Here is a 19,258-nt window from a genome sequence, read left to right on the forward strand (position 1 = left end):
CAGGAAAACATCGAGATGAGCGAATACTCCCTTTTCACCTCCGAGTCCGTGTCTGAAGGGCATCCGGACAAAATCGCCGACCAGATTTCTGATGCGGTGCTGGACGCCATCATTGCTGAAGACAAGCACGCCCGTGTGGCCTGCGAGACTCTGGTGAAAACCGGTGTAGCGATCATCGCCGGCGAAGTGACCACCACTGCCTGGGTTGACCTGGAGCAGATCGTTCGTGACGTGATCACCGACATCGGCTACACCAGTTCCGACGTTGGCTTCGACGGCGCGACCTGCGGCGTGATGAACATCATCGGCAAGCAGTCCCCCGACATCAACCAGGGTGTGGACCGCGCCAAGCCTGAAGATCAGGGTGCCGGCGACCAGGGCTTGATGTTTGGCTACGCCAGCAACGAAACCGACGTGCTGATGCCAGCACCGATCACCTTCTCGCACCAACTTGTGCAACGGCAAGCCGAAGCTCGTAAATCCGGCCTGCTGCCATGGCTGCGCCCGGACGCCAAGTCCCAGGTGACCTGCCGTTACGAAGGCGGCAAGGTTGTCGGTATCGACGCCGTTGTACTGTCGACCCAGCACAACCCGGACGTTTCCTACGCCGATCTGCGTGAAGGCGTGATGGAGCTGATCGTCAAGCACGTGCTGCCTGCCGAGTTGCTGACCAAGGACACCCAGTTCCACATCAACCCGACCGGCCAGTTCATCATCGGTGGCCCGGTGGGCGACTGCGGCCTGACCGGTCGCAAGATCATCGTCGACAGCTACGGCGGCATGGCCCGCCACGGCGGTGGCGCGTTCTCCGGCAAAGATCCATCCAAGGTTGACCGTTCCGCTGCCTACGCCGGTCGTTACGTGGCCAAGAACATCGTGGCAGCCGGCCTGGCCGAGCGTTGCGAGATCCAGGTTTCCTACGCCATCGGTGTGGCCCAGCCTACGTCGATCTCGCTGAACACCTTCGGCACCGGCAAGATCAGCGATGACAAGATCGTGAAGCTGGTGCGTGAGATCTTCGACCTGCGCCCTTACGCCATCACCACCATGCTCGACCTGCTGCACCCGATGTATCAGGAAACCGCAGCCTACGGCCACTTCGGTCGTACCCCTGCGCAGAAGACGGTCGGCGACGACACCTTCACCACCTTCACGTGGGAAAAAACTGACCGCGCCAACGACCTGCGCACGGCTGCCGGTCTGTAATCGCTCGCGGTGCACAGAGCCCTGCCGGGTTACTCCGGCAGGGCTTTTTTATGGCTGGCGTTTACGGGACGACCTTCACGTTTTTTGGATCCAATACTTGCAGGCCAAATAATGGCCCTCTAGAATCCGCGCCCTCTCGGGCCCTTCACCTTTTTTGGATATTGCCCTGCGCCAGCCCGGGATAGACACGCGCGCAGGCAATCGAACATTGAGGTTTTCATGCGCATTTCCACACTCGCCCCTGCCGCCCTTCTGCTCAGCCTGTTCGCCCTGCCGGCCCATGCTGCCGACCTGAGCGCCCTGGGTGGTGCCCTGACGTCCAAACTGGGCGTGAGCAATTCCGGCGATTGCCAGCAACAAGCCAACGACCTGCAAGCCAAGATCGATGCTGCCAAGGCCGCCAAAGACGATCTCAAAGAGAAAGCCTTCAAAGCCGCTCAAGACCAGATCAACAAAGGTTGCAACAAACTCGCTGAGACCCAGGCCAAAGCCGACGCCAAGCCGCAAACACAGGAAGCCAAGGCCGACCCGGTGAAAGCCTTGGGCGGTCTGTTCAAGTAAGTAGAAACACCCGGTAAAAAGCCCCGCGCTGTCGGGGCTTTTTTGTGACCGTGAGGATCACTTAGGCTGTGCGTCCTTTTCGGGCAAGGATGCTCATGATGCGTTTTCTGATTGCTCTTTTATTGAGTGCGGTGCCGTTCCTGGCGTGGGCCGAAGCGTGCCCGGATGACGCCCAATCTCAACTCGACAGTCTGGCCAGGCAGATCAGCCAATGGGATGACAGCTACCACCGCCTTGGCCAGTCGCCTGTCAGCGATGAGTTGTACGATCAGGCCCGGGGTCGCCTGGCCCAATGGCGCCAGTGTTTTCCTCAAACCCAGCCTGACAACCCGCTGGCGAGTTCGCGAGGCACAGTGCGTCACCCAGTCGCTCACACAGGCCTGGACAAACTGCTGGATGAAGCAGCAGTAGCCGACTGGCTCAGTGCGCGGCAAAACGTCTGGATCCAGCCCAAGGTCGACGGTGTGGCGGTGACACTGGTGTATCGCCAGGGTCGCTTGAGCCAGCTCATCAGTCGCGGCGACGGGCTGCTCGGCCAGGACTGGTCAGCCGCCGCACGCAAGATCCCAGGCATCGTCCAGCAACTCCCGGAACCTGTTGACCTGGTGCTGCAAGGCGAACTCTATTGGCGCCTCACCGATCATGTGCAGTCGGCCACCGGCGGGCTAAGCGCCCGCAGCAAGGTGGCCGGCCTGATGAACCGACGACAGCTGAGCGACACTGAGGCCAACGGTATCGGCCTGTTCGTCTGGGCCTGGCCCGATGGCCCGCGCGACTTCACCGAACGTCTCGCCACACTCGCACGCTGGGGTTTCCCAGACAGCCAGCGCTACAGCCAGCCCCTCCAGAACATCACCGACGCCGCACACTGGCGCAGCTATTGGTTCAACCACCCGTTGCCGTTCGCCAGCGATGGGGTGGTGCTGCATCAAGCGGTGCACGCACCCGCCGAACGCTGGCAGGCCAGCACACCCTACTGGGCGGTTGCCTGGAAGTACCCGGCGGCCAAGGCCCTGGCGCTGGTACGCAAGGTGCAATTCAAGATCGGGCGAACCGGGCGCATCACGCCGATCCTTGAACTGGAACCCGTGCGGATGGACGACAGGCAGATCAGCCGGGTCAGCGTCGGCTCCCTCAAGCGCTGGCAGGCGCTGGACATCCGCCCCGGCGACCATGTGTCCATCAGCTTGGCCGGCCAGGTGATTCCTCGGCTGGACCAGGTGATTCTGCGCAACGAGACCCGAGTGCCCATCGCTGTCCCTGACGCCCGCGACTTTCACCCCTTGAGCTGCTGGCAACTGGACCCGGGCTGCGAGGAGCAATTGCTGGCACGCTTGACCTGGATGAGCGGCGACCAGGGCCTGGCTTTGCCCCATATGGGCCGTGAAACCTGGAACGTATTGCTCCAGGCCGGTCTAATCGCAGGCTTTCTCGATTGGTTAACCCTGGATGAGGCAGAGCTTGCTAACATTGATGGCTTCGGCGACCGCAGCCGTGCGCGAGTGCTCGACAGCATTCACAGCGCCCGGCAACGGCCCTTTGCACAATGGCTCAAAGCCCTGGGTGTACCCCCTTCGGCACGCAACAACCTGGACGGTGGCTGGCAAAGCCTGGCCGCCAGAGATACCCAGACCTGGATGGCCACAGACGGCATCGGCCCGGGGCGCGCGGCGCAACTCAGCGCTTTTTTTCGCGACCCGCACGTTCAGGCACTGGCTGAAACATTACGCGTCGCCGGGATAGACGGGTTTTGAGCCCGGCCCGGCCACCTTTAAACCAACGGCAGAATTCACCCTGCCACCTGTTTGCGACCTTGGAGCCCTACATGAAATTTCTCGCCCCACTTGCCTTGCTGACCGTCGCAAGTTTCATGGCCACGCCGTTACTGGCCGCAGAAGAAGCCCCTCAACTCACCGGCTGCGCCGCCAAGCGCCAAGCCATCAGCACCCAGATCGATCAAGCCAAGGCCCACGGCAACAGCGAACAGCAAGCCGGCCTGGAGAAAGCCCTGAGCGAAGTCACCGCCAATTGCACTGATGCGTCCTTGAAGAAAGAGCGTGAGAACAAGGTGCTCGACGCCAAGCACGAAGTCAGCCGCCGTCAGGCCGACCTCGACAAGGCGATGAAAAAGGGCGACGCCGACAAGATCAACAAACGCAAAGACAAGCTCGCCCAGTCCCGCAAAGAACTGCAGGACGCAGTCGAAGAACTCGACAAGTAAAACCGGTCAGTGGTCGCGGAACTGTTTATGGCAGGCCGTGCAGGCGTCTTCGACCTTCTGCACCACTGGCCCAAGGTTGCTGGCCTTGTAAGGCTGCACTTGGCTCGCGATCACCAGCTCACCGGTGGCGGCTTCAAGGTTGCGCGCCAGTTCCTGGAAACGTGCCTGCTGTTGCCACACGTTGTCCTTGGCACTCGTGTGGTCTTCCTCGCGCACGCTCGGGAAGTGCTTCCACGGTTCATGGGACAACGCATCGAGCTTGACCGCGCCTTCAGCGAACTTCGCACCGTCGAACGGGATACGCCCACGCAACATGCCACCCAGGTCTTCGCCGGTCTTGAGCATCTGCTTGAAGATCGCTTTGCGCTGGCCCAACGGCGAATTCGGGTCGACACCGCCGCAGGCGGACAGCATCAGGCAGGCCAGCAATACAACGGTCAGTCTTTTAAAAGTCATGATGGCTTCGAGGTCACGGGAAACGGCGGCCAGTATCCTCGCCCCGCCCGTAAAGACCAATAGCCCTATTAATAATAAGGGTTGCCCGAGTGCGTGAAATCACGGGCAATCGCTTCAGGAAGTGTTTGTATGAATGTCACCCAAAAAGCCTGGAGCCGCCGCCTGGCGTGGGCTCTGCCAATGATCGCGCTGCTGGCCGGCTGCGATGGCGGCAAGGACGCGGGCAAAGATGAAATCGTAAAACCCCATGCTGTCGCCACCTACGTGAGCGCACCCTGGGAAGCTTTGCCCACGGTATCCGACACTGACTTGCTGGCCGGTTTTGAATCCTGGCGCAGTGCCTGCCAACGTCTCAAGGCCGACCCGGTCTGGGGCGCGACCTGTGCCGCTGCAGCCAGCGTGCCGGGCAATGCCGCAGCGGTTCGCGGCTTTCTCAAGGAGCGCCTGGATGTCTTCGGCCTGCGCTCGGCAGACAACACGCCTAACGGCTTGATCACCGGCTATTACGAACCGGTCTACCCCGGCAGCCTGACCAAAACCGCCACCGCCAACGTGCCGGTGTATGGCGTGCCGGATGACCTGATTATCGTCAACCTCGAAAGCATCTACCCGGAACTCAAGGGCAAGCGTCTGCGTGGTCGCTTGGAAGGTCGTGTGCTCAAGCCTTATGACGACGCCAGCACCATCAATGGCCAAGGTTCCAGTGCCAAGCCGATCGCTTGGCTAACAAACCCAATGGACCTGCAATTCCTCCAGATCCAGGGCTCAGGCCGCATTCAGCTGGCAGGCGGGCGGCAACTGCGCGTCGGCTATGGCGACCAGAACGGCTACCCGTACCGTCCTATCGGCCGCTGGCTGGTGGAACAAGGCGAGTTGAAAAAGGATGACGTGACCATGGGCGCCATCAGCGCCTGGGCCAAGGCACACCCGCAACGTATTCCCGAGCTGCTGGCGAGCAACCCCAGCTACGTGTTTTTCAGTGCCCGCCCCGACAGCAACGAAGGCCCACGCGGTTCGCTAAACGTGCCGCTGACTGCTGGCTACAGCGTGGCGGTAGACCGTAAGGTGATTCCGCTGGGCAGCTTGCTGTGGCTGTCGACGACTAAACCGGATGGTTCGCCTATCGCAAGGCCCGTCGCGGCGCAGGACACAGGTGGTGCGATCACGGGTGAAGTGCGGGCCGACCTGTTCTGGGGAACCGGCGACGCGGCGGGTGAACTGGCCGGCAACATGAAGCAGCAGGGGCAGATCTGGATGCTATGGCCCAAGGGGGCTGCATTGCCGCACGTACCCGATGCCCCTGCCGGAACCTAAGAGACGCTAGAGATCAAAATGTGGGAGCGGGCTTGCTCGCGAATGCGGTGCGCCAGTCAGCACATCCGGTACTGACACACCGCATTCGCGAGCAAGCCCGCTCCCACAGGAGATCGTCGTCAATCTTTAGATCGAGACAAAGAAGAAACTCGCAATCAACGCCATGCCCACGAACCACACCAGCGAACGCAACATCGCCCAGTCCGCCAGGTAGCAAATGATGTACAGGAGGCGACTGGTGATAAACAGCACCGCCAGCACATTGATCGTCACCAGTGACGCCGTACCGGCCAGGTGCGCGATGATCACCGCCGCGGCAAACGCCGGAGTGACTTCAAAACTGTTGAGCTGGGCGTTGTGGGCGCGCTTGGCAAACCCGTCAAGGGTTTCCAGGAAGGCGCGAGGGTCGTGATTCTGCCGTGGCCCGAACTTGCCGCCGCTGAACTTGGCCACGCCCGTGCACAGATAAGGCAGGAAAATTGCGATCAACACACACCAGAAAGCGACCGTCATCACTGATTCCTTTTTGTCGTTTTAGTCAGAAGTTAGAGTTTTAGCACTAATAAAGCCAGGCCGCACCCTTCCGCTATGAGCCCCGGTGCGCTTAAAGGTTCTGTCCGGCATTTGCCCGGACGCTTGCAACCACCCGCCGCAGTTGCGGTCCATCCACCATCAACAATCCTCTCCCCCCAACTTCCAAGGACCCCGGATGCTTGAACTTGTCGCCGCCTTCATTTGCCTCACCACCCTGCTCACCTATGTGAACTTCCGTTTTATCGGCCTGCCGCCCACCATTGGCGTGATGGTCACGGCCTTGCTGTTTTCCCTGATCCTGCAAGGCTTGAGCTTTCTCGGCTACCCCGGCCTGGAAGAACGTATCCAGCAGTTGATCGGCCAGATCGACTTCGGCGACCTGTTGATGAACTGGATGCTCTCCTTCCTGCTGTTTGCCGGCGCCTTGCACGTCAACCTGAACGACCTGCGCAGCTACCGTTGGCCCATCGGCCTGCTGGCGACCTTTGGTGTGTTGATCGCCACCGTGGTGATTGGCAGCCTGGCGTACTACATCTTTGCCCTGTTCGGCTGGCAGGTGAGCTTCCTGTACTGCCTGTTGTTCGGCGCACTGATCTCCCCCACCGACCCGATTGCAGTACTCGGCGTGCTACGAACCGCCAATGCATCCAAACCGCTTAAAACCACCATCGTCGGCGAGTCGCTATTCAACGACGGCACGGCGGTGGTGGTGTTTACTGTCTTGCTGGGTATCGCGCAGCTGGGCGAAACACCTACAGTGGGCGCCACTGCCATGCTATTTGCCCACGAGGCCATCGGCGGCGTGGTGTTTGGTGGCCTGATCGGCTACCTGGTGTACCTGATGATCAAGAGCATCGAGCAGCACCAGATCGAAGTGATGCTGACCCTCGCCTTGGTAATCGGCGGCTCGGCGATGGCCACGGAACTGCACGTCTCCGCCCCGATCGCGATGGTGGTGGCCGGCCTGATCATCGGCAACCTGGGCCGCAAGCTGGCGATGAACGACATGACCCGCCGCTACCTGGACGGCTTCTGGGAATTGCTCGACGACATGCTCAACGCCCTGCTGTTCGCCCTGATCGGCATGGAGCTGCTGCTGTTGCCGTTCAACTGGCTGCATGTGTTCGCTGCCAGCCTGCTGGCAGTGGCAATCCTGCTCTCGCGCCTGTTGACCGTCGCCCCAGCGATCCTGTTGCTGCGCCGCTGGCGCACGGTGCCACGGGGCACCATCCGCATTCTCACCTGGGGCGGTTTGCGCGGCGGTGTGTCGGTAGCACTGGCGCTAGCCCTGCCGCTAGGTCCGGAACGTGACCTGCTGCTGAGCATCACCTATATCGTGGTGCTGTCGTCGATCCTGTTGCAGGGTTTGAGCATCGGCAAGCTGGTCAAGCGCGTGACCCGGGACGAGCCCCAGGCCACGCCTGACGTTCACTGATCCTTGCTGATCGGCTGCGGATGCCTCGGGTCCGCAGCCTTTTTGCCCGGCAGGCTGTTTTCACTGCGGATTTGTGCGTGGCTGATCAGCGCAAAGATAAAGCTGCCGCCAATGATGTTGCCCGCCAGCGTCGGCCCGGCAAACACCAGCCAGAAGTCCTTCCAGGCCAATTCGCCAGCAAATACCAGGTAAGACACCTCCGCCGAGCCCACCACGATGTGGGTAAAGTCCCCCAGCGCCATCAAGTAAGTGATCAGGATAATGATCCACAGCTTGGCGCTTTCCATCGACGGGATCATCCACACCATGGTGGCAATCATCCAACCGGAGACAATGCCCTTGGCGAACATCTGCCCGGGATCGTTCTCCATGACCTTGCGCCCGATGTCGAGGAAGGCCATGTCGGTCTTGGTGTCGAAAATCGGCAGATGCAGCATCACGTAGGCCACCAGCAAGGTGCCGCACAGGTTGCCCACCAGCACCACGGTCCACAGTCGCAGCAACCGGCCAGCATTGGCCAATGTCGGCTTGCTCATCACCGGCAGCACGGCGGTGAGGGTGTTTTCGGTGAACAACTGCTGACGCGCAAGAATCACCGCGAGGAAACCCGCGCAATAACCGAAGCTGGCGATCACCTTGAACCCTTCGCCGTCCGGCAAGCGTGAATTGAGCAGGCCCATCCCCATCAGGGACAGCCCCATGGTCAGGCCGGCCGCCAGCGCCGACCACCACAGCGCCGCGACATTGCGCTCCAGTTCCTGGTCGCCCTGGGTGCGGATGATTTCATGCAGAACCGCCGCGCGAGGCGGCTGGTTCTTGTCCACGTCCTGCTGCTCTTCCTGTGACAGGTTGGGGGTCTTGCCGTCTTCTTCAGTAGCCATGATCGCTCAGCGCTCGAGGGGTGCCTGTAGCTACGACACGCCGCGACGACAGCTGTTCAGTGGCCCGGTATGTGCCAGGCCTTGGCCTCGCGCGACTCGATGCGCATCATCTCGTCCAGGGGGCGCATTTGGACAGGGGAACAGGGCACTTTCATACACAGGCCCTCGCTACAGGAGGGTGTCCTGAGCGATGAGGCGCCGGAGAAAGATCCAGGCGGAATGATTTGGCAATGCAAATCACACCACGATGGTGTTACTCGGTGACGTTGTCGTCCTGAAACTGATCCTTCACGTACTTGATCTCGGTACGGCCGTGGGGCGCAGGCAAGCCATCTTCGCCAAGGTTGACGAAAACCATTTTTTCCACGGTCAGGATGCTTTTGCGGGTGATCTTGTTGCGCACTTCGCAGGTCAGGGTGATGGAGGTGCGACCGAACTCGGTGGCGGTGATGCCCAGTTCGATGATGTCGCCCTGGCGCGAAGCGCTGACAAAGTTGATTTCGGAGATGTACTTGGTGACGACGCGCTGGTTGCCCAACTGGACAATCGCGTAAATGGCCGCTTCTTCGTCGATCCAGCGCAGCAGGCTGCCACCGAACAGGGTGCCGTTGGGGTTGAGGTCTTCGGGTTTTACCCATTTGCGGGTGTGGAAGTTCATGGTCACTCCAAAGCGTCTGGCGAAATGATGGGCATCATCATGGCAGAGCCTGGGCCCAAGCTCTATGAGCCATCGCCTATCAACCCCATCAGCGATCTTCATATGGCCGACGGAAAGGCTTTTAGAACGCGTAACCAGACGGCTATAATCGCCCCCGCTTCAAAACGGTCATCTTCGATTGATACCGTTCTCCCGCCACCTGTCCGAGGGGCGCTGCAGCAGGTTCAACCTGTCAGGCTCGGATGGGGCGTTGTCCGGCCTGGTACTTCCGGCCTGATACTAAACGCACAACGGCGCCCATTCGCACACTACGAATGGAGGCTCTTCATGAGCGCAGTAAACACGCCTGCAGATTTCAACGACTACAAGGTCGCCGACATGTCCCTCGCTGCCTGGGGCCGTCGCGAAACCTTCATCGCCGAATCCGAAATGCCAGCCCTGATGGGCCTGCGTCGCAAGTACGCCGCCGAGCAGCCACTCAAAGGCGCCAAGATCCTCGGCTGCATCCACATGACCATCCAGACTGCCGTGCTGATCGAAACCCTGGTTGCCCTGGGTGCCGAAGTGCGTTGGTCGTCCTGCAACATCTTCTCGACTCAAGACCAGGCCGCTGCCGCCATCGCGGCTGCCGGTATCCCGGTCTTCGCCTGGAAAGGCGAGACTGAAGAAGAGTACGAGTGGTGCCTGGAGCAAACCATCCTCAAAGATGGCGCGCCTTGGGATGCCAACATGATCCTCGACGACGGCGGCGACCTGACCGAGCTGCTGCACAAGAAATACCCGGCCATCCTGGACCGCGTCCACGGCGTGACCGAAGAGACCACCACTGGCGTTCACCGCCTGCTGGACATGCTGGCCAAGGGCGAGCTGAAAATCCCGGCCATCAACGTCAACGACTCGGTGACCAAGAGCAAGAACGACAACAAGTACGGCTGCCGTCACAGCCTGAACGACGCCATCAAGCGCGGCACCGACCACCTGCTGTCGGGCAAGCAAGCCCTGGTGATCGGCTACGGCGACGTGGGCAAGGGTTCGTCCCAGTCCCTGCGTCAGGAAGGCATGATCGTTAAAGTCTCCGAAGTTGACCCGATCTGCGCCATGCAAGCCTGCATGGACGGTTTCGAAGTGGTTTCGCCGTTCATCAACGGCCAGAACGACGGCACCGAAGCGAGCATCGACAAAGCACTGCTGGGCAAGATCGACCTGATCGTGACCACTACCGGTAACGTGAATGTTTGCGACGCAAACATGCTCAAGGCCCTGAAGAAGCGCGCTGTTGTCTGCAACATCGGCCACTTCGACAACGAGATCGACACCGCTTTCATGCGCAAGAACTGGGCATGGGAAGAAGTGAAGCCTCAGGTACACAAGGTTCACCGTACCGGCGCTGGCGATTTCGACCCACAGAACGACGACTACCTGATCCTGCTGGCTGAAGGCCGTCTGGTTAACCTGGGCAACGCCACTGGCCACCCAAGCCGCATCATGGACGGCTCGTTTGCCAACCAGGTGCTGGCCCAGATCTTCCTGTTCGGCCAGAAGTACGCCGACCTGTCGCCCGCCCAGAAAGCCGAGCGCCTGACCGTGGAAGTACTGCCGAAGAAACTCGACGAAGAAGTGGCCCTGGAAATGGTCCGCGGCTTCGGCGGCGTGGTCACCCAACTGACCAAGACCCAGGCCGACTACATCGGCGTGACCGTCGAAGGTCCGTTCAAGCCGCACGCTTACCGCTACTGATTTGCCTGCTGCCCGCCTCCTTCTGGGGGCGGGCCCTTGTAGGAGCTGGCTTGCCGGCGATGCAGGCGCCTCGGTGGCTCACTAAAACCGAGGTGATGCCATCGCCGGCAAGCCAGCGCCTACAGGGATTGCGCACGTCTTACAGGCCTTTGAGTTTCCAAGGATACGACCATGTCCCAAGACCGTCGCTACAGCTTCGAGTTCTTCCCGACCAAGACCGATGCTGGGCATGAAAAACTGATGGCGACTGCTACTCAGTTGGCCAGCTACAACCCCGACTTCTTTTCCTGCACCTACGGCGCCGGCGGCTCGACCCGTGACCGCACGATCAACACCGTGCTGCAGCTGGAAAGCCAGGTCAAAGTTCCCGCCGCTCCGCACTTGTCGTGCGTGGGCGACAGCAAGGCCGACCTGCGCGGCCTGCTGACCCAATACAAGCAAGCCGGCATCAAGCGCATCGTCGCCCTGCGCGGCGACCTGCCATCCGGCATGGGCATGGCCAGCGGCGAGCTGCGCTACGCCAATGACCTGGTGAGTTTCATCCGCGAAGAAAGCGGCGATCACTTCCACATCGAAGTGGCCGCCTACCCGGAGATGCACCCCCAGGCGCGCAATTTCGAAGACGATCTTCACAATTTCGTGCGCAAGGCCAACGCCGGCGCCGACAGCGCCATCACCCAGTACTTCTTCAACGCCGACAGCTACTTCTATTTCGTCGAGCGTGTACGGGCCATGGGCGTCAACATCCCGATCGTGCCGGGCATCATGCCGATCACCAACTACAGCAAGCTGGCGCGCTTCTCCGACGCCTGCGGCGCTGAAATCCCACGCTGGGTGCGCAAGCAACTGGAAGCCTACGGCGACGACGTCAAGAGCATCCAGGCGTTCGGCGAGCAGGTCATCACCGAAATGTGTGAACGTTTGTTACAAGGTGGCGCGCCAGGGTTGCACTTCTATACCCTGAACCAGGCTGAACCCAGCCTTGCCATCTGGAACAATCTCAAGCTGCCACGCTAAAGGTTGTCTGGCTGTACCAAGGCCCTCGCTCCGACGAGGGCCTTTGTCGTTTTAAATGCCCACGGAATCCAGCAGTCCATGAATACAGCCTCTCCGACGTCCCGCCCGCAACTGGTCTACCTGGTCTTCGGTTCCGAGACCTACCACCAGGAAGCGGTATTCAGCATCGCCAGCGCATTGGCCTTTCTGCAGGAAACCCCGGACGCGGCCCTTGATATCCAGGTATTCAGCGACAACCCAGAGCCCTATCGCCTGCTGCCCGTACGTGTGCGCCCGCTGGACGAGGCCACGCGCAAACGCTGGAGCGAGCCCCATGGTTACCACTTCCGCACCAAGCACGTGGTGCTGCGCCAGGTGCTGGAGGAGTCGCCGGTCGCGCTGTTGATCGACACCGACACCTTCTTCCATCACTCGCCCATGGCGCTGTTCGAGCGCGTGCAGCCCGGCACTTTGCTGTGCAACGCCTTCTACACCAAGTACGGCGACAACCACGAAAGCATCCTCTACACCGCCCTGCACCAGCGTTTACTGGACATGGGCGTGGCCGACGATGACATGATGACCCTCAACTCGGGCGTCATGGGCCTGACGCAACAGGACGCACACATCCTCGACCGCTCGATCGAGTTGATGGATGAGCTGTTCCCCCATGCCCAGGGCGCCTACACCCTGGAAGAGTTCTGCTTGTCCATCGCCGCCTACCGTACCGTCAACGTGCGCGAGTGCCCGGACCTGATCCACCACTACTGGAGCCGCAAGCAGCTGTTCCGGGCCAAGGTCAAGGCGTGGATCGCCAAGCACGCGGCAAACCCTACCAGCGAACTGGCGATGGCCGACACCCGCCAGGTGTCCTCACACCTGCCGCGCCCACCGCGCCTGCAACGCCTGATGTACAAGCTGATCACGCTGCTGCTGCCCAAGCACCAGCAGCAGTTCATCCGTGAAATCCTCTACGGTTGCTACGAGCACGAGAATGAATTCGACCAGGCGTGCGGCCCGGTTTGGTGGGACAAGGCGCGACAAAATCAGGAAGAGCGCCAGCAGCGGCCGATTGACGCACACCAACTGGAGCACTGGTTCGCCAACCCGGTGGTGCGTCTGATTCTGGGCGAGCGGCGCAATGCGATCCACGAGCATCTGATGGACACACCGGCCAAATAGGACCGCCCGCAAATGCGTGTGCCAGAGCTTCTCTTTAGGGCAGGAGCGTCGTAACCTCAGGGCATGCCCGTTCTTCTCAAGCTGTTGACCGCTGCGCTTTTCACTTGCCTGAGCTTCGCCGCTCATGGCGAGAAATTGCGCATTGTCACCGAGCCCTGGGCGCCTTACGTCTACGACGACAACGGCACCATGCGCGGGCTGGACTACGAAACCACGGTGATCGTGTTCCAGCGCCTGGGGGTCGATGTGCAGTGGCAGTTCCTGCCCTGGAAACGCTGCCTGGCGATGCTTGACCAGGGCCACGCCGATGGCGCGCTGGACATCTTCCACAGCCACGACCGCGACGCCCTGCTGCTCTACCCCAGCGAGCCGTTGTCGGAAGTCGAGTTCGCGCTGTACTACGCCAACGAGCGCCCCCACCCCGTCGAAACCCTCGACGACCTGCGCGGCCTCACGGTCGGCACCTCACCGGGCTATCTCTATAGCGAGGCGTTCAGGGAGTCCACCCTGTTCAACCACGAGCCGGCTCCCAGCCACGAGGCCAACTTCGGCAAGCTGTCCCTGGGCCGCATTGACCTGGTGATCACCGACCGCCGCGTGGGCCAGCATGTGATCAAGGCCCTGGGCCTGGAAGGCAAGGTCAGCCAGGCGCCCATGGTGGTCAGCCGCCAACAGCAGTTCCTGGCAGTGCGCCGTGGCGCAGGCATGGACCTGCTGGTGCAACGCTTTGCCGCCGAGCTCAAACGCTTCAAACAAGAGCCCGCCTACGCCGCCTTGAGCGAAAAATACGGCGGTGGCCCTGCCCCAACGGCCTCGATACCCGCCCCCGAACACACCGTTGAGCAGCAGGAAAGCAGCGCGCCGTGATTGCTCTGTTATACTCCGGCCTTTCCGCCAGGCTTACGCCCGGCCGCTGAGGTCTTGAAAAAGGCACCCAACCCCGCTACAGCGCAGCTTTCAGCCCGCGCGAGCCGGTGGAGTGCCCGCCAGACGCAGCAGGACCGGACGGGATAACGCTCCCCTAAGCGTCATTCACGCCCGGCAAGATTATCCCTCTGGGCCAAGCCCTAACTAAAACAGGATTACTCATGTCCTTTGCTTCCCTCGGTCTCTCCGAGGCTTTAGTCCGCGCCATCGAGGCAGCGGGCTATACCGAGCCTACTCCGGTGCAACAGCGGGCCATTCCCGCCGTGTTGCAAGGTCGCGACCTGATGGTTGCGGCTCAGACAGGTACTGGTAAAACCGGCGGCTTCGCCCTCCCGATCCTGGAGCGGTTGTTTCCCAACGGTCATCCGGACAAATCCCAGCGTCACGGCCCGCGCCAACCGCGTGTACTGGTCCTGACCCCTACCCGCGAACTCGCCGCCCAAGTGCACGACAGCTTCAAGCTGTATGCCCGCGACCTGAAGTTCGTCAGCGCCTGCATCTTCGGCGGCGTCGGCATGAACCCACAGGTTCAGGCCATGTCCCGTGGTGTTGACGTGCTGGTGGCCTGCCCTGGCCGCCTGCTCGACCTGTGCGGCCAAGGCAGCGTCGACCTGTCCCACGTGGAAATCCTCGTGCTGGACGAAGCCGACCGCATGCTCGACATGGGCTTTGTCCATGACGTGAAAAAGGTCCTCGCGCGCCTGCCAGCCAAACGCCAGAACCTGCTGTTCTCGGCCACGTTCTCCCAGGACATCACTGCCCTGGCCGGCAAGCTGCTGCACAACCCGGAACGCATCGAAGTCACGCCGCCGAACACCACGGTCGAGCGCATCGAGCAACGCGTGTTCCGCCTGGCCGCCAGCCACAAGCGTGCGCTGCTGGCTCACCTGATCACCGCAGGCGCCTGGGAACAGGTGCTGGTGTTCACCCGCACCAAGCACGGCGCCAACCGCCTGGCCGAGTACCTGGACAAGCACGGCCTCACCGCCGTCGCCATCCACGGCAACAAGAGCCAGAACGCACGCACCAAGGCCCTGGCTGACTTCAAGGCCGGCACCGTGCGCATCCTGGTCGCCACCGATATCGCCGCACGCGGCCTGGACATCGACCAATTGCCACACGTGGTCAACTTCGAGCTGCCAAACGTCGATGAAGACTACGTGCACCGTATCGGCCGTACCGGCCGTGCCGGTCGTTCGGGTGAAGCCATCTCCCTGGTTGCACCGGACGAAGAAAAACTGCTGAAAAGCATCGAGCGCATGACCAAGCAGAAAATCGCCGACGGCGACCTGATGGGCTTCGATGCCAGCGCCGTGGAGGCCGAGAAGCCAGAAGCGCGCGAACGTCCGGACGTGCGCAACCCGCGCAACCCACGCGGTCCGAAGGGCGATGGCCCGAACGGCGGCGGTGGTGGCGGTGGTCGTCGCGACAAGGGCAAAGACAAAGGCAAGGAAAAATCCGCCTCCAGCAGCCGTGGCGAACGCCCGGCCCGCGAGCAGAAGCCACGTGAAGGCACCCCGGCCCGCGAACAGCGCCAGCCGAGCCAGCCGCCTCGCGCTGCAGCCGACCGCGCCCCGGACGAGTTCCTGGACGACGACGTGGACAACTTCGGTAACCGCGTCGACTACGTGCCCCAGGCCAAACCGGCCCAGGGCCGTGGCCGCCGCCCGGGTGCCCCGGCACAAGGTGCGGGTGCAGGTGCGCCACGTGGCGGTCAGCCACAAGGTGGCCGTCAGAACGGTCCACGCAACAGCAGCGGCGGCACCACCGGTACCCCACCCGGCAAGCGCAACGGCCCACGCAATGGCGCGCCACGTGACGGCCAGGCCCGTCGCGAAGACTCGCGCAACCGGCGCCCGTCCCGTGACGACCAAGCCCGTTCGTCCGAGCCAGCCGTGCAGAACCCGCGCGGCGGCCCGGCGCCGAAGATCATCCACAAGGAGTCGAAGGCAGACCGCTTCCCGACACCTGAGCAGTTGGATCAACTGCCGGGCCGTCCTCGTGGTGAGAAGCCAGCGCTGCTGACCCGTAACCGCTGATTTTCAAAGCCCTATAAAAAATGCCCCGCCTCTTTCGAGACGGGGCATTTTTTTTGACTCAACACAGATCAACAGTGGATGGGCTTGTGTGGGAGCGGGCTTGCTCGCGAATGCGGTGCGTCATCCAACGCCTATGCAAACTGACCCACTGCATTCGCGAGCAAGCCCGCTCCCACAGGGGATCCCATGTCAGATCAATTGTTGTGTTGAACGGCTAGGCATAAAAAAACCGGATCGCGAGATCCGGTTTTTTTGTGCGGGCAGAAATTATTTCTGTTTCACACCTTCCAGCGAGATGTCCAGGTCTACAGTCTGCGAGGACGGGCCTGGGCCTTTGATGCCGAAGTCGTTCAGGTTAAGCGTGGTGGTGGCGTTGAAGCCAGCACGTTCGCCGCCCCATGGGTCCTTGCCTTCACCGTTGAAGGTCGCCTTGAAGGTCACCGGCTTGGTCACGCCGTGGAACGTCAGGTCGCCGGTCACGTCAGCGGTTTTTTCGCCGGTGGATTTAACGGCGGTGGACACGAACTTGGCGTCGGCAAACTTGGCGACGTCCAGGAAGTCCTTGCTCGCAACGTGCTTGTCACGTTCTGCGTGGTTGGACCACAGGCTGGCGGTTTTCACGTCGACAGCGATTTTGCTGGCTTCAGGCTTGGCGGCATCCCAGCTGAAGGTGCCATCCCAGTCCTTGAAGGTACCGTGGATGTAGCTGTAGCCCAGGTGGCTGATTTTCCAGTCGATGAAGGCGTGCTGGCCTTCCTTGTCGATCTTGTAGTCAGCAGCCATCACCTGGCCTGCGGACAGCAGGGCAGTACCGATTGCCAGAGCAGCGAGGGTCTTTTTCAACATGCGTTCTATTCCTTGTGAGTCGAGGTTGAACATCAGGCTTTGCGCCCCAGCATTCGCGTGAGGGTCGCATCACGATCGATAAAGTGGTGTTTCAAGGCAGCCACGCCGTGCAAGCCGGCGAAGACCACCAATACCCAGGCGAGGTACAGGTGCACCACGCCGGCGTTGTCTGCCTGGTCCGGTAGCCCGGAAACCACGGCAGGAATCTCAAACAGGCCAAACACCGGGATACCGACACCGTCTGCGGTGGAAATCAGGTAACCGGCAATCATCACGGCAAACAGCCCGAGATAAAGGAGCGCGTGGCCAAATGCGGCACCGATACGGGTCAAGCGGCTGTAGCTGGCAAGCGGTGGTGGCGGCGGGCTGACCAGACGCCAGACGATACGCACCAGCATGATGGCGAACAGCGTGATGCCAATACTCTTGTGCAAGTCCGGCGCGTCTTTGCGCCAGGCGCTGTAGTAATCGAGCCCGACCATCCACAAGCCCAGGGCGAACAGACCAAACACCACCAAGGCTACGCCCCAGTGCAAAACCATGCTGACCCAACCGTAGCGGGCCGGAGAATTGCGTAACTGCATGTACTTAATCCCGTAAGAGCTGCGCCCAAGACTAGCGATTTACCTATCGAATTAAAGCGGAAATTTTCGCTTTGAAATATCGAGAAATACGATCTTGAGGGTATGAAGCGTAAATTAACAACGGATTAAGGACTATCCAGAAGAAACGTGACAGACCGTCCTGTGTTTACTGCCTATTCGCAGGTTATGGGTTGTGACACGGCCATCCATTGCATAGGCTTGCGCGATTGTTACGCCCGCGTGCCACGCGGGCCGCTTCGAGGAGACCCCAGATGGGCTTGAATAACCAGTGGATGCAACGCGACCTCGCCGTGCTGTGGCATCCCTGCACCCAAATGAAAGACCACCAGCAACTGCCCCTGATCCCGATCAAGCGGGGTGAAGGCGTCTGGCTGGAAGACTTCGAAGGCAAACGCTACCTCGACGCCGTCAGCTCTTGGTGGGTCAACGTGTTCGGCCACGCCAACCCGCGCATCAACCAGCGCATCAAGGACCAGGTGGACCAATTGGAACATGTGATCCTCGCCGGTTTCAGCCACCAGCCGGTGATCGAACTGTCCGAGCGCCTGGTGCAAATGACGCCCGAAGGCCTGACGCGATGCTTCTACGCCGATAACGGCTCGTCGTGCATCGAAGTTGCGCTGAAAATGAGCTTTCACTACTGGCTCAACCGTGGCCTGCCGAACAAAAAGCGCTTCGTCACCCTGACCAACAGCTACCACGGCGAAACCATCGCTGCGATGTCGGTGGGCGACGTGCCGCTGTTTACCGAAACCTACAAGGCGTTGCTGCTCGACACGATCAAAGTGCCGAGCCCCGATTGCTACCTGCGCCCCGAAGGCGTGAGCTGGGAAGACCACTCGCGCACGATGGCCCAGGTGATGGAGCAGACCCTCGCCGAGCACCACGATAGCGTCGCCGCCGTGATCATCGAACCGTTGATCCAGGGTGCGGGCGGCATGCGCATGTACCACCCGGTGTACCTCAAACTGCTGCGCGAAGCCTGCGACCGCTACGGTGTGCACCTGATCCACGATGAAATCGCCGTCGGTTTCGGCCGCACCGGCAGCCTGTTCGCCTGTGAACAGGCCGGCATCCGCCCGGACTTCCTGTGCCTGTCCAAGGCCCTTACGGGCGGTTATCTGCCGCTGGCGGCCGTGGTCACCACCGATGACGTGTACGACGCGTTCTACGACGACTACCCGACCCTGCGTGCCTTCCTGCATTCCCACAGCTACACCGGCAACCCGCTGGCGTGTGCGGCGGCCCTGGCGACCCTGGATATTTTCGAAGAAGACAACGTCATCGAAAACAACAAGGCCCTGGCCCAGCGCATGGCCACTGCTACCGCGCACCTGGTGGACCACCCCCACGTGTCGGAAGTGCGCCAGACCGGCATGGTGCTGGCCATCGAGATGGTCCAGGACAAAGCCACCAAGACCGCCTACCCGTGGCAGGAACGCCGTGGCCTGAAGGTGTTCGAGCACGCCCTGGAGCGTGGTGCGCTGTTGCGGCCGCTGGGCAGCGTGGTGTATTTCCTGCCGCCTTACGTGATCACGCCCGAGCAGATCGACTTTTTGGCCGAGGTTGCCAGCGAAGGCATCGACATCGCCACCAACAGCAAGGTCAGCGTTGCCGTACCAAAGGACTTCCATCCAGGCTTCCGCGACCCCGGCTGATC

Annotated in this window: 18 protein-coding genes and 1 riboswitch; of the genes, 12 read left to right on the forward strand and 6 right to left on the reverse strand. The window is 61.3% G+C overall.

Translation table 11 applies throughout. The annotated features are described in order from the left end of the window. The first annotated feature begins 15 nt into the window (after positions 1 to 15). From metK to ACVWVP_RS00870, 4 genes are all read left to right on the forward strand, one after another. Positions 16 to 1,206, forward strand: a complete 1,191-nt coding sequence (gene metK, locus ACVWVP_RS00855) for a methionine adenosyltransferase (RefSeq protein WP_178920084.1) — start codon at positions 16 to 18, stop codon at positions 1,204 to 1,206. A 219-nt stretch (positions 1,207 to 1,425) separates the two neighbouring features. After that, complete coding sequence (locus tag ACVWVP_RS00860) at positions 1,426 to 1,767, forward strand: hypothetical protein (RefSeq protein ID WP_178920083.1); 342 nt, start codon at positions 1,426 to 1,428, stop codon at positions 1,765 to 1,767. Positions 1,768 to 1,862: 95 nt separating this feature from the next. Continuing rightward, on the forward strand, positions 1,863 to 3,521 hold the full coding sequence (gene ligB / locus ACVWVP_RS00865; protein ID WP_457404204.1) for an NAD-dependent DNA ligase LigB: 1,659 nt from the start codon (positions 1,863 to 1,865) through the stop codon (positions 3,519 to 3,521). 71 nt (positions 3,522 to 3,592) lie between these two features. After that, positions 3,593 to 3,988 carry a DUF1090 domain-containing protein gene (locus tag ACVWVP_RS00870; protein WP_259172154.1) on the forward strand — a complete coding sequence of 132 codons (396 nt, stop codon included), beginning with the start codon at positions 3,593 to 3,595 and terminating at the stop codon, positions 3,986 to 3,988. A 6-nt stretch (positions 3,989 to 3,994) separates the two neighbouring features. Here ACVWVP_RS00870 and ACVWVP_RS00875 read toward each other — a convergent pair whose 3' ends face one another. Next, entirely contained in the window at positions 3,995 to 4,444 is a 450-nt protein-coding gene (locus ACVWVP_RS00875) for a c-type cytochrome (protein ID WP_259172156.1), read from the reverse strand. 129 nt (positions 4,445 to 4,573) lie between these two features. Here ACVWVP_RS00875 and mltA point away from each other — a divergent pair, with 129 nt between their 5' ends. Beyond that, positions 4,574 to 5,758: a murein transglycosylase A gene (gene mltA / locus ACVWVP_RS00880; protein WP_259172158.1), complete on the forward strand. Its 1,185-nt coding sequence runs from the start codon at positions 4,574 to 4,576 to the stop codon at positions 5,756 to 5,758. 126 nt (positions 5,759 to 5,884) lie between these two features. Here mltA and ACVWVP_RS00885 read toward each other — a convergent pair whose 3' ends face one another. Beyond that, a complete protein-coding gene (locus ACVWVP_RS00885; RefSeq protein WP_176996725.1) occupies positions 5,885 to 6,271 on the reverse strand; it encodes an MAPEG family protein in 387 nt (128 codons plus the stop codon). Positions 6,272 to 6,467: 196 nt separating this feature from the next. Here ACVWVP_RS00885 and ACVWVP_RS00890 point away from each other — a divergent pair, with 196 nt between their 5' ends. Further along, positions 6,468 to 7,727 carry a cation:proton antiporter gene (locus ACVWVP_RS00890; RefSeq protein WP_178920078.1) on the forward strand — a complete coding sequence of 420 codons (1,260 nt, stop codon included), beginning with the start codon at positions 6,468 to 6,470 and terminating at the stop codon, positions 7,725 to 7,727. Here ACVWVP_RS00890 and ACVWVP_RS00895 read toward each other — a convergent pair. Further along, positions 7,721 to 8,608: a formate/nitrite transporter family protein gene (locus ACVWVP_RS00895; RefSeq protein WP_178920077.1), complete on the reverse strand. Its 888-nt coding sequence runs from the start codon at positions 8,606 to 8,608 to the stop codon at positions 7,721 to 7,723. The two genes, ACVWVP_RS00890 and ACVWVP_RS00895, sit on opposite strands and share 7 nt — an antisense overlap. A gap of 253 nt (positions 8,609 to 8,861) precedes the next feature. After that, positions 8,862 to 9,266, reverse strand: a complete 405-nt coding sequence (locus ACVWVP_RS00900) for an acyl-CoA thioesterase (RefSeq protein WP_178920076.1) — start codon at positions 9,264 to 9,266, stop codon at positions 8,862 to 8,864. Positions 9,267 to 9,465: 199 nt separating this feature from the next. Next, a riboswitch (S-adenosyl-L-homocysteine riboswitch) is annotated at positions 9,466 to 9,572 on the forward strand. Positions 9,573 to 9,593: 21 nt separating this feature from the next. Here ACVWVP_RS00900 and ahcY point away from each other — a divergent pair. The 5 genes from ahcY (at position 9,594) to ACVWVP_RS00925 (ending at position 16,147) form a co-directional block, all read left to right on the forward strand. After that, the gene (ahcY, locus tag ACVWVP_RS00905) at positions 9,594 to 11,003 is read left to right on the forward strand and encodes an adenosylhomocysteinase (protein WP_178920075.1); all 1,410 of its coding nucleotides are present in this window, start codon (positions 9,594 to 9,596) and stop codon (positions 11,001 to 11,003) included. 171 nt (positions 11,004 to 11,174) lie between these two features. After that, on the forward strand, positions 11,175 to 12,020 hold the full coding sequence (gene metF / locus ACVWVP_RS00910) for a methylenetetrahydrofolate reductase [NAD(P)H] (RefSeq protein WP_178920074.1): 846 nt from the start codon (positions 11,175 to 11,177) through the stop codon (positions 12,018 to 12,020). A 78-nt stretch (positions 12,021 to 12,098) separates the two neighbouring features. After that, positions 12,099 to 13,181: a hypothetical protein gene (locus ACVWVP_RS00915; RefSeq protein WP_457404208.1), complete on the forward strand. Its 1,083-nt coding sequence runs from the start codon at positions 12,099 to 12,101 to the stop codon at positions 13,179 to 13,181. A gap of 63 nt (positions 13,182 to 13,244) precedes the next feature. Next, a complete protein-coding gene (locus ACVWVP_RS00920) occupies positions 13,245 to 14,048 on the forward strand; it encodes a substrate-binding periplasmic protein (RefSeq protein WP_259172166.1) in 804 nt (267 codons plus the stop codon). A gap of 221 nt (positions 14,049 to 14,269) precedes the next feature. Next, positions 14,270 to 16,147 (forward strand): DEAD/DEAH box helicase, encoded by a 1,878-nt coding sequence (locus ACVWVP_RS00925; protein WP_178920071.1) that lies wholly within the window; start codon positions 14,270 to 14,272, stop codon positions 16,145 to 16,147. A gap of 267 nt (positions 16,148 to 16,414) precedes the next feature. Here the strand turns inward: ACVWVP_RS00925 and ACVWVP_RS00930 are convergent, their stop codons facing one another. Together ACVWVP_RS00930 and ACVWVP_RS00935 are read right to left on the reverse strand one after the other, a co-directional pair. Beyond that, a complete protein-coding gene (locus ACVWVP_RS00930; protein WP_178920070.1) occupies positions 16,415 to 16,993 on the reverse strand; it encodes a YceI family protein in 579 nt (192 codons plus the stop codon). A gap of 32 nt (positions 16,994 to 17,025) precedes the next feature. Then, positions 17,026 to 17,577: a cytochrome b gene (locus ACVWVP_RS00935; protein WP_457404210.1), complete on the reverse strand. Its 552-nt coding sequence runs from the start codon at positions 17,575 to 17,577 to the stop codon at positions 17,026 to 17,028. Positions 17,578 to 17,849: 272 nt separating this feature from the next. On the opposite strand from ACVWVP_RS00935, the gene ACVWVP_RS00940 reads away from it, so the two are divergent. Continuing rightward, a complete protein-coding gene (locus ACVWVP_RS00940; RefSeq protein WP_178920069.1) occupies positions 17,850 to 19,256 on the forward strand; it encodes an adenosylmethionine--8-amino-7-oxononanoate transaminase in 1,407 nt (468 codons plus the stop codon). Positions 19,257 to 19,258 lie beyond the last annotated feature (2 nt).

Source organism: Pseudomonas sp. TE24901, assembly GCF_054058375.1.